Annotated in this window: 13 protein-coding genes; 5 read left to right on the top strand and 8 right to left on the bottom strand. The window is 66.1% G+C overall.

Annotated elements, in window-relative coordinates; translation table 11 throughout:
• Positions 1 to 17: 17 nt before the first annotated feature.
• The 4 genes from recJ to V5734_RS14910 all read right to left on the bottom strand — a co-directional run bounded on the left by recJ (position 18) and on the right by V5734_RS14910 (position 4460).
• Complete coding sequence (recJ, locus tag V5734_RS14925) at positions 18 to 1769, bottom strand: single-stranded-DNA-specific exonuclease RecJ (RefSeq protein ID WP_347310433.1); 1752 nt, start codon at positions 1767 to 1769, stop codon at positions 18 to 20.
• Positions 1766 to 2731, bottom strand: a complete 966-nt coding sequence (gene glpX / locus V5734_RS14920) for a class II fructose-bisphosphatase (RefSeq protein ID WP_347313644.1) — start codon at positions 2729 to 2731, stop codon at positions 1766 to 1768. The genes recJ and glpX overlap by 4 nt, the downstream gene beginning before the upstream one ends.
• A 76-nt stretch (positions 2732 to 2807) precedes the next feature.
• Positions 2808 to 4094, bottom strand: coding sequence for a homoserine dehydrogenase (locus V5734_RS14915; RefSeq protein ID WP_347310432.1), 1287 nt, complete (start codon positions 4092 to 4094; stop codon positions 2808 to 2810).
• 114 nt (positions 4095 to 4208) lie between these two features.
• Complete coding sequence (locus V5734_RS14910) at positions 4209 to 4460, bottom strand: hypothetical protein (protein ID WP_347310431.1); 252 nt, start codon at positions 4458 to 4460, stop codon at positions 4209 to 4211.
• Between the two features lie 102 nt (positions 4461 to 4562).
• Here V5734_RS14910 and V5734_RS14905 point away from each other — a divergent pair, with 102 nt between their 5' ends.
• On the top strand, positions 4563 to 5150 hold the full coding sequence (locus V5734_RS14905; protein WP_347310430.1) for a TetR/AcrR family transcriptional regulator: 588 nt from the start codon (positions 4563 to 4565) through the stop codon (positions 5148 to 5150).
• A 63-nt stretch (positions 5151 to 5213) separates the two neighbouring features.
• Here V5734_RS14905 and V5734_RS14900 read toward each other — a convergent pair whose 3' ends face one another.
• Positions 5214 to 6125: a pirin family protein gene (locus V5734_RS14900; RefSeq protein ID WP_347310429.1), complete on the bottom strand. Its 912-nt coding sequence runs from the start codon at positions 6123 to 6125 to the stop codon at positions 5214 to 5216.
• 142 nt (positions 6126 to 6267) lie between these two features.
• On the opposite strand from V5734_RS14900, the gene V5734_RS14895 reads away from it, so the two are divergent.
• On the top strand, positions 6268 to 6753 hold the full coding sequence (locus V5734_RS14895; RefSeq protein WP_347310428.1) for a hypothetical protein: 486 nt from the start codon (positions 6268 to 6270) through the stop codon (positions 6751 to 6753).
• 3 nt (positions 6754 to 6756) lie between these two features.
• Here the strand turns inward: V5734_RS14895 and V5734_RS14890 are convergent, their stop codons facing one another.
• From V5734_RS14890 to V5734_RS14880, 3 genes are read right to left on the bottom strand one after another with little or no spacing between them, the layout of a single operon-like run.
• Positions 6757 to 7416: a TadE/TadG family type IV pilus assembly protein gene (locus V5734_RS14890; protein ID WP_347310427.1), complete on the bottom strand. Its 660-nt coding sequence runs from the start codon at positions 7414 to 7416 to the stop codon at positions 6757 to 6759.
• 1 nt (position 7417) lies between these two features.
• Entirely contained in the window at positions 7418 to 7972 is a 555-nt protein-coding gene (locus tag V5734_RS14885; RefSeq protein ID WP_347310426.1) for a TadE/TadG family type IV pilus assembly protein, read from the bottom strand.
• Positions 7972 to 9723, bottom strand: a complete 1752-nt coding sequence (locus V5734_RS14880; protein ID WP_347310425.1) for a pilus assembly protein TadG-related protein — start codon at positions 9721 to 9723, stop codon at positions 7972 to 7974. The genes V5734_RS14885 and V5734_RS14880 overlap by 1 nt, the downstream gene beginning before the upstream one ends.
• A 405-nt stretch (positions 9724 to 10128) precedes the next feature.
• On the opposite strand from V5734_RS14880, the gene V5734_RS14875 reads away from it, so the two are divergent.
• From V5734_RS14875 to V5734_RS14865, 3 genes are all read left to right on the top strand, one after another.
• Entirely contained in the window at positions 10129 to 11559 is a 1431-nt protein-coding gene (locus V5734_RS14875) for a Glu/Leu/Phe/Val family dehydrogenase (RefSeq protein WP_347310424.1), read from the top strand.
• A 141-nt stretch (positions 11560 to 11700) separates the two neighbouring features.
• The gene (locus tag V5734_RS14870; RefSeq protein WP_347310423.1) at positions 11701 to 12498 is read left to right on the top strand and encodes a crotonase/enoyl-CoA hydratase family protein; all 798 of its coding nucleotides are present in this window, start codon (positions 11701 to 11703) and stop codon (positions 12496 to 12498) included.
• A 181-nt stretch (positions 12499 to 12679) separates the two neighbouring features.
• The gene (locus tag V5734_RS14865; protein ID WP_347310422.1) at positions 12680 to 13603 is read left to right on the top strand and encodes a DMT family transporter; all 924 of its coding nucleotides are present in this window, start codon (positions 12680 to 12682) and stop codon (positions 13601 to 13603) included.
• Positions 13604 to 13614: the final 11 nt, after the last annotated feature.

Here is a 13614-nt window from a genome sequence, read left to right as displayed (position 1 = left end):
TTGGTAGTCGGCCCGCGTCAGCTTCGCGCGGCATCCTCAAGCCGGAGCTGGGCTTTTGTCCGGCCCTGCCAGTGATTGAGTTCGAGCCGGCCGGCGAGGTGGAACCGCATGCCGCCATGTGCTTCGAGGAGGGGGCCGAGGGGTGTGTCGAAGGCGCCGAAGGCGATACCCTCGACCGGCGCGGACAGGCCGTCGGAGAAGGCGATGCGCAGGTGGTTCTCGCCGATGCGGCGGGCATGGGCGATGGCCATCCCGGCGAAGGCGAAACGGGGCGCGGGGGCGGCCTGGCCGAAGGGGCCGGCGCGCTCGATCTCTTCGATCAGTGCCGGGCTCACCGCGCCCGGCATCAGAAGTCCGTCGAGGCGCAAGTCGCGCGGGCCGGTCGTGCCGGCGCCTTGGCGGGCGAGGAGGTCGGAGAGCCGCGCCATTGCCGGCTCCAGCCTGTCGCGCGCGACGGTGAGCCCGGCGGCCATGCGGTGCCCGCCGCCCTTGAGCAACAGCCCCTCGGCCGCCAGCCGCTGGATCGCGGCGCCGAGGTCGACGCCCTCGACCGAGCGGCCGGAGCCCTTGCCTTCGTCGCCGTCGAACCCGATGACGATCGCGGGGCGGTTGGTCGCCTCCTTCAGCCGGGCCGCGACGATGCCGACGACGCCGGGATGCCAGCCTTCGCCTGCCGCCCAGACAAGGGGCGCGTCGAGCCCGCGATCCTCGGCCTGGGCGAGGGCGGCGTCGCGGACCCGGTTCTCGATCTCGCGCCGTTCGGTGTTGAGCGCGTCGAGCCGGTCGGCCAGCGCCTGCGCCTCGTGCGGGTCGTCGGTCGCCAGAAGCCGTGCGCCGAGATCGGCGGCGCCGATGCGGCCGCCGGCATTGACGCGCGGGCCAAGGAGGAAGCCGAGATGGTAGGGCGTCGGCGCCCGATCCATGCGCGCCACGTCGGCGAGCGTGGTCAGGCCGACCCGCTCGCGCCGCGCCATGACCTTCAGCCCCTGCCGCACCAGCGCCCGGTTGACGCCGACAAGCGGCGCGACGTCGGCAACGGTGGCCAGCGCGACAAGGTCGAGAAGCGCCATCAGGTCGGGGCCTTTCACGCCCTCCTCGCGCAGGTGCCGGTTCGCCTCCACCAGCATCAGGAAGACCACCGAGGCCGCGCAGACGTGGCCGAGTTCGCCGCTCTCGTCCTGGCGGTTGGGGTTCACGATCGCGAGGGCAGGGGGCAGCGTCTCTCCGCCGAGGTGATGGTCGAGCACGATGATGTCGGCGCCCCTGGCTGCGGCGATCGGTTCGTGGCTGAGCGTGCCGCAATCGACGCAGACGATCAGGTCATGATCCCGCGCCAGTGCGGACATCGCAGGCACGTTGGGCCCATAGCCTTCGTCGATCCGGTCGGGAATATAGAGGGTGGCGGCGCGACCCATCGCCCGGAGCCAGGTGATCAGAAGCGCGGCGGAGGAACCGCCATCGACATCGTAGTCGGCGAAGACGGCGATACTCTGGCGGTCCTTCACCGCCTTCACGAACCGTCCCGCGGCCGTCTCCATGTCCTTCAGCGACCGTGGGTCGGGCAGGAGGTCGCGCAATTGCGGCTCAAGGAAGCGTTCGGCCTCAGCCGGCGCCACACCGCGCGCGACGAGCACGCGGGCGAGGGCCGCCGGCAGGCCGGTTTCCTGCACCATCGCCTCGGCCAGCCGGTCGGCCTCAACCGTGGGGCCGGTCCAGCGCCGACCGGTAATGGAGGCTTCGACGCCGAGGAAGGCGCGGGCGGCCGTCACTTAATCGGGTTGCGGTAGATCATCCGCCGGACCGAGCCGGTTTTCGACCGCATCAGGATCGTCTCGGTCTCGATGAAATTCGGCTCGCGCCGGACGCCGCGGACGATGGAGCCGTTGGTGACGCCGGTCGCCGCGAAGATGACGTCGCGCGTGACCATCTCGTCGCGGGTATAGACCCGGTTCAGATCGGTGATCCCGGCTTTCGCCGCGCGGCCGCGTTCGTCGTCGTTGCGGAAGAGAAGCCGGCCCCACATCTGGCCGCCCATGCACTTGAGAGCGGAAGCCGCGAGCACACCCTCCGGCGCGCCGCCCGATCCCATGTACATGTCGATCCCGGTGATCTCGCTTTCGGCGCAATGGATGACGCCCGCAACGTCGCCGTCGGTGATCAGCCGGATCGCCGCGCCGGTCGCCCGGACCTCGGTGATCATGTCCTCGTGCCGGGGGCGTTCGAGGATACAGACGGTGATATCCGTCGGCTTGCATTTCTTGGCCTTGGCGAGTTCGACGACGCGCTCGGTCGGGCTCATGTCGAGCGAGACGGCGTTCTTCGGCAGGCCGGGACCGATGGCGAGTTTGTCCATGTAGACGTCGGGGGCGTGCAGGAGCGTACCGCGCGGCGCCATCGCGATGACGGTCAACGCGTTCGGCATGTCCTTGGCCGTCAGCGTCGTGCCTTCGAGCGGGTCGAGCGCGATGTCCACTTCCGGCCCGTTGCCGGTGCCGACCTCCTCGCCGATGAAGAGCATCGGCGCCTCGTCGCGCTCGCCCTCGCCGATGACGACGGTGCCCTTGATGTCGAGAAGGTTGAGCTGGTCGCGCATCGCGTTCACGGCGGCCTGGTCGGCGGCCTTCTCGTCGCCGCGCCCGATGAGGCGGGCCGAGGCGTGGGCGGCGGCTTCGGAGACGCGGGCGAGGCCCAGCGAAAGCATGCGGTCGTGGAATTCCTGGGCGTCGGCCATGGTCTCTTCCTGATGGTCTTCGGTCAGGAGCATCTAGCCGGTCGCGGGGGCGCGGGGCAAGGCCCCGGCGCCGAGGTCAGACGGTTTCGATGCGGATCGCCACCGCGTCGCCCACCACCACGCCGGTCGCGGGAAGCCGCTTCATCGCATGGTCGATCGCATCGCGGGTCGCCTTGTGGGTAACGATCAGCACCGGAGCCGACGTATCGGCATGGCCGTATTGCCGCATCCGGTCGATGGAAATGCCTTCGTCGCCGAGGATCGTCGCCACCTTGGCGAGCGCGCCGGGCTTGTCCGAGAGTTCCATGCGAAGGTAGTAGGGCGCCGGCGCCGCCGCCTTCGCAGCGACCGCGTCCGAGAGCGAGGCGGCCGGCTGTCCGAAGGTCGAGATCCTGCAGCCGCGGGCGATCTCGATGACGTCGGCCATCACGGCCGAAGCCGTCGGCCCCTCGCCGGCACCGGCGCCCCGCAGCACGATCTGGCCGACGCTGTCGCCTTCAAGGACGACCATGTTGGTTCCGCCCTGCAACTGCCCGAGGGGGCTGTCGGCGGGAACGAGGCAGGGCGACATCCGCTGTTCGAGCCCGCGGCCGGTCATCTGTGCGACACCGAGCAGCTTGATCCGGTAGCCCATGTCGCCCGCGCGGCGGATGTCGTCGATGGAAATCCGGCCAATGCCTTCCAGCTCCACCGCGTCGAAAGAGACCTTGGTGCCGAAGGCGATGGAGGCCAGCAGGCTGAGCTTGTGACCGGCGTCGATCCCGCCCACGTCGAGGTTGGGATCAGCCTCCAGATAGCCGAGCTGGCGCGCTTCTTCGAAGATCTCGGCATAGGGCAGACCGGCGCTTTCCATCCGGGTCAGGATATAGTTGCAGGTGCCGTTCATCACGCCCATGACGCGGCGGATCTCGTTCCCCGCCAGCCCTTCGGTCAGCGCCTTCACCACCGGGATACCGCCCGCGACGGCGGCCTCGAACCGGATCACATGCCCCTTCGCCTCGGCGGCCTCTGCGAGCGTCTGTCCGTGATGGGCGAGCATGGCCTTGTTCGCCGTCACGACGTCCTTGCCGGCGGCGATCGCGGCCCGCGTCGCGGCGAGCGCCGGGCCATCAGAGCCACCCATCAACTCGACGAAGACGTCGATATCCTCGCGAGTGGCGAGCGCTACTGGATCGTCTTCCCACCCATATGCCGACAGGTCGGCATCGCGGTTCTTGCTGCGGCTGCGGGCCGAGACGGCGCTGATCGCGATGTCACGCCCCGTGCGGGCCGCGAGCAGACCGGCATGGCGCTGGATGATCTTCACGGTGCCGATGCCGACCGTGCCGAGACCGGCAATGCCGAGACGCAGGGGCTGGGTCATGGGAAACTCCGTGGTTGGATCATCGGCCCGAACGGGCCAGACGCATGTAGCCTGACATTCGCAGGCTTGCAACGCGCTCGGGCTGAAATGGTCCAGGCGCGTGATGCGGCCGCGTCAGCCCGACAGGTCCGCCGCCCGCAAGGCGGCCGCGCGGGCTTTCAGGGCCGCCGCGCGGGCCGCGAGTTCGGCCGCCGGATCGGTCTCGGGGGGCGGCGGGACCCGGGCGATGAAGACGTCAAGCGGCAGGAGGTCCGGATAGGCCGCCTGGCTCGCACCGGGTTGCGGTGCGGTATCAAGGGCCGGAAACGTCGCGCAGCCGCCGAGCGGCGGCAGCAGAAGGACGGCGATCAGGCGGGCAACGCGCATTGCGGTTCTTTCGGACGGACGCGCCGAATTTAGTCTTTCGCAGCCTTTCTCCGCAAGCGGCACGGGGATTGTATTGAACGTGTGTTCAGATAATCTGGCGGAATGGCACGCAAAACCGGCTCGCATTCCGAAATCACTGGCCCGCGCATCCGTGATGCCGCGCTCAAGCTCTTCGCGCGGCATGGATTCGCCGCTGTCTCGATGCGCCAGATCGCGGCGGAGGTGGGTGTGCAGGCCGGCGCGCTCTATCTTTACACCCCCGACAAGGAGACGCTGCTCTTCGACCTCCTGAAGGCGCATATGGACGATCTCATCGAGGCCTGGGAGGCGGAGCCGAAAGGCGAGGGGCCCGTGGCGCGGCTCGAGGGATTCGTGCGATTCCACATCCGGTTCAACCTCGAACGCCCCGATGCCGTGTTCCTGTCCTACATGGAGTTGCGCAACCTCGGGTCCGGGAATTTCGCCGCGATTGAGGCGCTTCGGCGCGATTACGAGACGCGGCTGGAAACGATCCTGCGCGAGGGGCAGGCGGCGGGCGTCTTCGCCGCGCCCGACACAAAGATTGCCGCGCTCGCGATCATCGCGATGCTGACCGGCGTCAACACCTGGTACCGCGAGGGCGGGCGACTGTCGCGCCAGAAGGTCGGCGACATCTACTGGGACATGGTGCGCAAGGCCGTCGCCGCCTGACCGCCCTTTCTTCTGTTCCCAAATACTCCGGGGGCCCGGGGGCAGCGCCCCCGGGCGTGACGATCAGTGCGCGGGTCGGATGAAATTGCCGTTGCGCAGATCCGCCATCGCCTGCTGGATCTCGGCCTTTGTGTTCATCACGATCGGCCCGTGCCAGGCCACCGGCTCCTCGATCGGTGCGCCGGAAATCAGAAGGAACCGGATGCCCTGATCGCCGGCCTGCACCGTCACCTCGTCGCCGGTGCCGAAGCGGATCAACGTGCGGTTGCCGGATATGTCGCGGATGTTGACCTCCTCGCCCATGACCTCCTTTTCCAGAAGCACGCCTTCGGGCCGCGACGCGTCGGCAAAGCGGCCCGAGCCTTCGAAGACATAGGCGAAGGCGCGGCGGTACGTGTCGACCTTGAACGTCTTCAGGACGCCAGCTGGCACGAAGATGTCGAGGTATTGCGGATCGGCGGCGATGCCGTCCACCGGCCCGGTGCGGCCCCAGAAGGAGCCCACGACGACCTTCACTCGTGTGCCATCATCGTCGATCACCTCGGGAATCTCGGCCGACTTCACGTCCTGATAGCGCGGCGCGGTCATCTTGAGACGCGAGGGCAGGTTGGCCCAGAGCTGGAAGCCGTGCATCTGCCCTTTGGCGTTCCCGAGCGGCATTTCCTGATGCATGATCCCCGATCCCGCGGTCATCCACTGCACGTCGCCCGCGCCGAGCCGGCCGGAATTGCCGAGGCTGTCGCCATGTTCGACCGTCCCGGCGAGGACATAGGTGATCGTCTCGATGCCCCGGTGCGGATGCCAGGGGAAGCCGCGATGGAAATCCTCCGGCCGTTCGTTGCGGAAATCGTCGAAGAGAAGGAAGGGGTCGAGTTCCGAGGGATCATGAAATCCGAAGGCGCGATGAAGCTTGACGCCGGCGCCTTCCATGGTCGGCATGGCGCGGCGGGATTCGAGGACCGGGCGGATGGACATTTGGGTTTCTCCTGTTCGCTCCGCGTAATATAGGGCGAAAACCGTTCCGGGAGCAGGGGGCGGGCACAGGATCGGGGGCACATCTCTTGTGTCCGGGCGCACAAAGCGGCCGACGGTCCGGAAATTCGGAGGGTAGGGTGCCATGAACGATGCGACCACGGAAATTCTGGCGCGGATCACACCCTCACCGGCAAGGAGAGTGTTCGCGACATCGGTTCTCGGCGGCCTTGGCGTGTTGCTGGAGCTTCTGGCCTTCCTCCGCCCGCCGGCATCGCTGCCGCTTCAGGCCATGCTGATCGCGCTCGGCGCCGTGGCGCTCGTTCTTTGCATCAGACTCCATGCGGCGGCGGGGCGGGGGCTGGTGCTGACCACCGAGGCGCTGTCGGATTCCGACGGGCGCGTGGTCGCGACCCTGGACGAGATCCGCAAGGTGGAGCGCGGAGCCTTCGCGTTCAAGCCGTCGAACGGCTTCGTTCTGCATCTCAAGGACAAAAGACCCGGTGCGTGGGCGCCGGGCCTCTGGTGGCGGATGGGCCGCCGAGTCGGCGTCGGCGGCGTCATCTCAGGCGCCGAGGGGCGGGCGATGGCCGATCTGATCGCCGCGTCGGTCGCACGGCGCGACCGCTAGGCCTCAGAGGCCAATCGACGGGTCAGTCGTGTTGTCGTCGCTGACATTGTCGGTCATGTCGACATCGCTGTCGTAGATGCAGGCCGGCAGTGTCACCCCGTCCTTGAGGTCGTATTTCACGCAGGACGTGAAACGCGGACGGGTGGTGATGAAGGTCGTGTACCACTGTGCCTTGAGGCCGATGTTGAAGATCGGCTCGTAGGCCATGTTGGTTTCGACGAGGATCACTGAGTCGCCTGCCGGCATGATCGGGATGCGGTTCTTGTCGGCCTGGATCGAGTCGTCGGTCTGGCCGCCGGTCGAGCCGGTCGCATAGGACCAGGCGATCTCGTAGCGGTCGGCGGTATCGTCCCAGATCACGCTCGACACCCGCACCCAGGTCGGTTTGCGCGAGAAGGTCAGGTAGTCGAAGAGCGTGTTCAACCCCTCGATATAGTCGGAGTCGATCGCCTGGTCGGGCTGCACGCGAGAAATCATGTCGGCGATCGTGTAGGCCGCCTTGAGGTTGATGTTCTTCTGCCGGTAGGCGTCGAAGAACTGGAACGAGGCGATGTACCACCAGATCAGGAAGGTACTCGCCAGGAGCCCCTCGACCGGCATCGAACCGCTTGTATCGTCCGCAAGGCGGCGGGTCCGGAGTTTCAGGCGCGAATAGAGCGACATCTCAGCCTCCAATTTCCGGTTCGTTCACGAAGGCGGTCGCCGAAATCAGCGCGTAGGCCCCGGTATTGTCCTTCGGCAACTGGAACCCGAGCCCCGAGGTCGGGAAGAGCGGGTCGAATTTCGCGCAGGCGCGGATCAGCATCATCTCGTCCCCGGCGCCGGCATCGAAGGTCGTCACCGGCTTGATCGGCTCGGCCCGGTCGACGCAGATCGGACCGGCGGACAGCGGCTCCCAGGTCGAGGTGCTGACCGGGCGCAGTTCGACCAGAAGAACGTTCATGCAGTCCGGAATGACCCCGGCGCGGTTGCAGACGACGCGCTTGAAATCCTCGTGCGTCGGATTGTTCCAGTTTCCGAGCCGGAGATCCCGCACCGAGATGTCGAGCGCCCGTTCGAGCATGACATGGCGCAGCATGACCGTGCCCATTTCCAACGCGGACATGACGAGGAGCATGAAGAAGGGCAGGAAGATGATGAAGGGGATCGTCGCGGTCCCGTCCTCTTCGCTGGCCTTGCTTCCGAGCCAGGCGCGCATGGCGGAAATGAAGTTGCCCATCAGTGCGTCAGCCTCAGCTTGTTGATCGAGTTCACGATGCCCGCGAACGCGTCATTGATGTCGAGGCCTTCCACCGCGTAGTAGCCGGCATTCTGGCAATTGTTCAGCAACTGCTGCCCTTCGGTCGGCGCCTCGAACGCGATGGTGTAGATGCGCACGCCCTGGTTCTTGGCCGCGCCGCAGATGTCGAGCGTCAGAGCGTCCTTGTCGTCGTTGATGTATGTGTTCGCCTTCGGGTTCGACGTCGCGGACGGGCGCCACTGGTTACGGAGGGACGAGCTTCCATAGGCCTTGTAGATGATGTTGTCCGAGAAATAGTAGATCGACATCTGGGCCCAGACGTCCGGCCAGGTCATCGGGATCGAGGTGGGCGATCCGGAATAGCCAACGTCGTTCTTGGTCGTCGTGGTGCAGGTGCCCCACTTGTTGCACGAAGTCGTCGTATAGGTGCTGTCGCCCCACGGCTTGTCGCGCCACTGGTTGAGGGCGAAGATATAGTACTGGTTCTTGGACGCATCCCAGAGCGAATACTGCTCCAGCGTGTAGTCGTCAGAGGAAACACCGTTCGTTTCGTAGTACGGGTTGCGCGTCAGCAGGCTCACACCCTCGTCGAAATAGGGATTGGACGTGGTGTTGTTGCGCAGCCGGTATTCCGTCGTGTTCGCGCCGTCGGTCATCAGGACGATGATCTTCAGGACATCGCCGTCGGTATAGGCATAAGGCCGTTCGGAGAAGGTGCCGGGAAGGTCGCCCGACGCGATCATCCCGTCGACCACGCCCTGCATCGAGGGATCGAGAAGCGCCGCGCCCCATTTCATGCCGATGTCGATGGACGTGTTGCCCTCGGCGGAAAGGCCGTCGATGAACGTCTTGAGCTGGTTGCGGTCGCCCGAGAAGGGCAGCAACTCACGGTCGGCCTCGGCCGGGCAGTTCGTCAGGTTCGGCGGACTCGCCTTGTAGAACGGGTCGAAATGGCCGTTGCGCTGGTAGATACGGTCGCCGGGGTCGGTTCCGAACGACACCGCGGCCGTGTCGAAGTCACCTTTGCTTTCCTCGAACTCGATGCAGTTCGAGTAGGAGTGTTCGACGGTCATGTTGAAATAGCTCGCAAGGTCGTCGCTGATCGCAACCTGCGTCGCGTAGGGGATGATCGAGATTGACACCTTGTCGTTCTCTGCGGAGTCGAAGATCTGGTCGACGAAGCTCTTCGCGGCCGGCTTGAGGTTGGTCAGTCGGCTGTTGGAGTTCATCGAACCGGAGACGTCGAGGATCAGCGAGATCTCGATCTGGCCGACGCTTTCCTCGGCGGTCGAGGCCGCGGGCGTCGAGAGCGTCTTGACGCCGACAAGGGCCATGAACCAGGTCGGCATCTCTTCGGAGACCTTGATCTCGACCTTGCGGTAGTCGCTCAGCGTGCCCTGGGTGACGATGATGTCCTCCGGCGCCGGCGGCGTCAGGCCGGCTTTCTGGAAGTAGTCGCGGACGACATCCTTGGGATCGAGCGTCTGCTTGAGGTCGGCCGCCGCCAGCGAGGCGCGGTCGACCGTGTTTTGCAGCGTGGTGCGGCGTTCCTCGAACCGCATCAGGTCGAGGGAGACGCCTGCGAGCAACAGCATCATGACGAAGGCGAAAAGCCCGAAGATGAGCAGCGATCCGTCTTCCTCGCGCCGGAAGCGGCCGAGGGCCCTGGAAAACGCAGGGGGTTTAACGGCGGCAGCCGAACAAATCACTTCGGGGGCAATCATCGACATCACAAACCCTTTCCCCAGGTCGGAATCCGCAGCGGATTCCTCGGAACGCACCGAGCACGGCATTCCTTCTCGGTGTTACTTGCGGCAAAACTAGGGGCTCAGGTGAGGCAAAAATGAGGCAACCACGGCAGGTCGGCGGTTATTGGCCGGCAATCGGTTCCGGTGACCGCCGATGTCGATGATCGTGTCTCATCTCGCGACAATCTGCCTTAACGATTCTTTTCCGGCGCCGCGGGCCGACCCCGCAGGTGCCGCTGCGTAAATGACCCGCTTGCAGCTTGTGTTTCCTTTGCGCTCTGGTAACCAAGGCTGAGTAGCTTGCACGCCAGCTTCGCAAGAACGCATGGATTTGCGGCGGCGCGCGATATGGCCCGAAGCGGCCGGGAGCCGGTCAGGGAGGAACGAATGGCTGTCAACGGCGAACCCAGTTTCCGACAATCCGTCGATCTCATGTTCAACCGCGCCGTCGCGGTGATGGACCTGTCGCCGGGGCTGGAGGAGAAGATCCGCGTTTGCAACTCGACCTATACCGTCCGCTTCGGCGTGCGGCTGCGGGGCGGGATTCATACCTTTACCGGCTACCGCTCGGTCCATTCCGAACATATGGAACCCGTCAAGGGCGGCATCCGTTTCGCGACATCGGTCAATCAGGACGAGGTGGAGGCGCTCGCCGCGCTCATGACCTACAAATGCGCGCTCGTGGAAACGCCCTTCGGCGGCTCGAAGGGCGGGCTCTGCATCGACCCGCGCGAGTGGGACGAGCACGAGATGGAACTGATCACCCGGCGTTTCGCCTATGAGCTCATCAAGCGTGACCTCATCAACCCGGCCCAGAACGTGCCGGCCCCGGACATGGGCACGGGGGAGCGCGAGATGGCCTGGATCGTCGACCAGTACAAGCGGATGAACACGACCGACATCAATGGCGCCGCCTGCGTCACCGGCAAGCCCCTGAACGCCGGCGGTATTTCCGGCCGGGTCGAGGCCACGGGGCGCGGCATCCAGTATGCCTTGCGCGAATTCTTCCGCCATCCTCACGACATGGCCAAGGCTGGGCTCACGGGCAGCCTCGACGGCAAGCGGGCGATCGTCCAGGGCCTCGGCAACGTGGGCTACCATGCGGCCCTGTTCCTTCGCGGCGAGGACGGTCTGCGTGTCACCGGGATCATCGAACGCGACGGGGGGCTTTTCAACGCCGAGGGCTTGAACGTGCAGGCGGTGCGCGACTGGCTGGCCGAGAAGGGCGGCGTCGAGGGCTGCCCGGAAGGGACCTTCGTCAAGGATGGCGCGAAGCTTCTCGAAGAGGAATGCGACATCCTCATCCCGGCGGCGATGGAGGGCGTGATCAACCAGTCCAACGCCGGCAACATCAAGGCGCCGCTGATCATCGAGGCCGCGAATGGTCCGATCACCGCCGGCGCGGACGAGATCCTGCGGATGCGCGGCACGGTGATCATTCCGGATCTTTACGCCAATGCGGGCGGTGTCACGGTGTCCTATTTCGAATGGGTCAAGAACCTCAGCCATATTCGGTTCGGCCGCATGCAGCGTCGCCAGGAAGAGGCGCGCCACCAGCTTCTGATCGACGAGCTTGAACGGCTGTCTGCGGACAAGGGACTCGGCTGGACGCTTTCGCCGGGTTTCAAGCAGCAATACCTTCAGGGCGCGGGCGAGCTGGAACTGGTGCGCTCCGGTCTCGACGACACGATGCGCGGCGCCTACCAATCGATCAGCCAGATGTGGAACGGCCGCCAGGACGTGACCGATCTGCGGATGGCCGCCTATATCGTCGCGATCGACCGGGTGGCGAAGAGCTACCGGTCCAAGGGCCTCTGACGCGCCGGTTGCGGGACGCGGGAAGGATCGGGCCGGTCACGGTGCCGTGACGCCGTGTCATCGCAGATCGGGAGGCGCGGGGTGTGGCAAAGCCGCCCGCCCTCTGCCATCTTCGGCCCGGAGACAAGACGAAGGACCGACATGACCTCGATCGACGAGTTGCCGCTTCATAACCTTGCCGTCGCGGTGGATGCCGACGGCATCGCCACCGTGACGCTTGACCGCGCCGCCAAACGCAACGCCCTCGACGCGGTGACGGTGGAGGAGTTGGTGACGCTCTTCTCCGCCCTGCCTAGGTCTGGCGTGCGGGCGGTGCTGCTGCGTGCCGAGGGCGAGCATTTCTGCGCCGGCCTCGATCTTGTCGAGCATTTCAAGGAAGACCGCTCGGCGGCGGATTTCATGCATGTGTGCCTGCGCTGGCACGAAGCCTTCAACAAGATGGAATATTCGGGCGTGCCGATCATCGCTGCGCTCAAGGGCGCGGTCGTCGGTGGCGGGCTGGAACTCGCCTCGGCCGCCCATATCCGCGTGGCCGATGCGTCGACCTATTTCGCCTTGCCCGAAGGGCAGCGCGGCCTCTTCACCGGCGGCGGCGCGACGATCCGGGTCGCCGACCTCGTCGGCAAGGCGCGGATGATAGACATGATGCTGACCGGCCGCATCTACAAGGGCGAGGAGGCGGTCTCGGTCGGGCTCTGCCAGTATCTCGTCGAGGACAGCGAGGCAAAGGCGATGGAACTCGCGCGCGCGGCCGCGCAGAATCCGCCGCTGTCGAACTTCGCGATCTGTTCGGCGATCAGCCACATGCAGAACATGTCCGCGCTCGACGCGGCCTATGCCGAGGCGGTCGTCGCCGGGATCGTCAACACCCAACCGGCATCGCGCGGGCGGCTTGAGGCGTTCGCGAACAAGACGGCGGCGCGGGTGAAGCCGGAGTAGGTTCGGGCCCGGCCCGTCGCGGGCGCCCGGACCAGAACAGGCGGAGAGCGGTGGGCGACTATCCGTGTTCCCCGCTCTGGCGCCGCTTTGCGGGAAAAGCGTCGGCCGGGTTCCTCCCGGAGCGCTTTCCGCTTGAAGCGGCCGCGCGTTTCCGCCTTTCTCGCTCCGGGAAGGACCAAGCATGAATCCTCTGCGCGGCATTGTACTGAAGCTCTGTTCGGTCGCGGTCTTCATGGCCATGGCGAGCCTGATCAAGGCTGCCTCCGACGCGGTGCCGCCGGGGGAGGCGGTGTTCTTCCGGTCGGCCTTCGCGATCCCGGTGATCGTGATCTGGCTGATCGCAACGAGGGCGCTGCGCACGGGCCTCGTGACCTCCAACCCCCTCGGCCATTTCTGGCGCGGACTTGTCGGCACGGCGGCCATGGGCTTCGGCTTTGCCGGCCTCGGCTTGCTGCCGTTGCCGGAGGTGACGGCGATCGGCTATGCGGCCCCGCTTCTCGTCGTCGTCTTTGCGGCGATGTTTCTTGGGGAGCAGGTCCGCGGCTTCCGCATCTTCGCAGTGGCGCTTGGCATGGTCGGGGTCCTGATCGTGCTCTCGCCGCGCCTCACGGCGCTTTCGTCGGGACAGATCGGGGCCGAGGAGGCGCTGGGCGCAATCGTCGTTCTTGTGGGAGCGGTCTTCGCGGCGCTCGCCCAAGTCTTCGTGCGCCGGCTGGTGATGGAGGAGAAGACGACGGCGATCGTTTTCTATTTCTCGGTAAACTCGGCCCTCCTGTCGTTGGTGACGTTGCCCTTCGGCTGGGCATGGCCCGACCCGACGAGTGCGGCAATGCTCGTGACAGCGGGTCTTCTGGGTGGGGTGGGGCAGGTTCTTCTGACCTCGTCCTACCGCCATGCCGATGCGTCGGTCGTGGCCCCGTTCGATTATGCCTCGATGCTGCTGGCGATCGCCGTCGGATATGCGGTGTTCGGCGAGGTGCCGACCTGGACGGTCATCGGTGGCGCGGCGCTGGTCGTGTGTGCCGGGATCCTGATCATCTGGCGTGAGAGCCGCCTCGGCCTCGAACGCAACCGTCAGCGCAAGGCGATGACGCCCCAGGGCTGATCGCCGGCCGT

This window comes from Defluviimonas sp. SAOS-178_SWC, assembly GCF_039830135.1.
In the GTDB taxonomy this organism is placed as follows: Bacteria; Pseudomonadota; Alphaproteobacteria; order Rhodobacterales; family Rhodobacteraceae; genus Albidovulum.
The sequence above is the reverse complement of the archived record's forward strand: the minus strand, read 5'-3'. Positions and strand labels throughout refer to the sequence as shown.

Bases quoted from the DNA above. Each gene is read 5' to 3' on its own strand.
- V5734_RS14870 (WP_347310423.1), top strand. From the start codon at position 11,701: ATGACCTCGATCGACGAGTTGCCGCTTCATAACCTTGCCGTCGCGGTG.
- V5734_RS14905 (WP_347310430.1), top strand. From the start codon at position 4,563: ATGGCACGCAAAACCGGCTCGCATTCCGAAATCACTGGCCCGCGCATC.
- V5734_RS14890 (WP_347310427.1), bottom strand. From the start codon at position 7,416: ATGTCGCTCTATTCGCGCCTGAAACTCCGGACCCGCCGCCTTGCGGAC.
- V5734_RS14910 (WP_347310431.1), bottom strand. From the start codon at position 4,460: ATGCGCGTTGCCCGCCTGATCGCCGTCCTTCTGCTGCCGCCGCTCGGC.
- V5734_RS14865 (WP_347310422.1), top strand. From the start codon at position 12,680: ATGAATCCTCTGCGCGGCATTGTACTGAAGCTCTGTTCGGTCGCGGTC.
- V5734_RS14895 (WP_347310428.1), top strand. From the start codon at position 6,268: ATGAACGATGCGACCACGGAAATTCTGGCGCGGATCACACCCTCACCG.
- V5734_RS14900 (WP_347310429.1), bottom strand. From the start codon at position 6,125: ATGTCCATCCGCCCGGTCCTCGAATCCCGCCGCGCCATGCCGACCATG.
- V5734_RS14915 (WP_347310432.1), bottom strand. From the start codon at position 4,094: ATGACCCAGCCCCTGCGTCTCGGCATTGCCGGTCTCGGCACGGTCGGC.
- V5734_RS14880 (WP_347310425.1), bottom strand. From the start codon at position 9,723: ATGTCGATGATTGCCCCCGAAGTGATTTGTTCGGCTGCCGCCGTTAAA.
- glpX (WP_347313644.1), bottom strand. From the start codon at position 2,731: ATGGCCGACGCCCAGGAATTCCACGACCGCATGCTTTCGCTGGGCCTC.
- V5734_RS14885 (WP_347310426.1), bottom strand. From the start codon at position 7,972: ATGGGCAACTTCATTTCCGCCATGCGCGCCTGGCTCGGAAGCAAGGCC.
- V5734_RS14875 (WP_347310424.1), top strand. From the start codon at position 10,129: ATGGCTGTCAACGGCGAACCCAGTTTCCGACAATCCGTCGATCTCATG.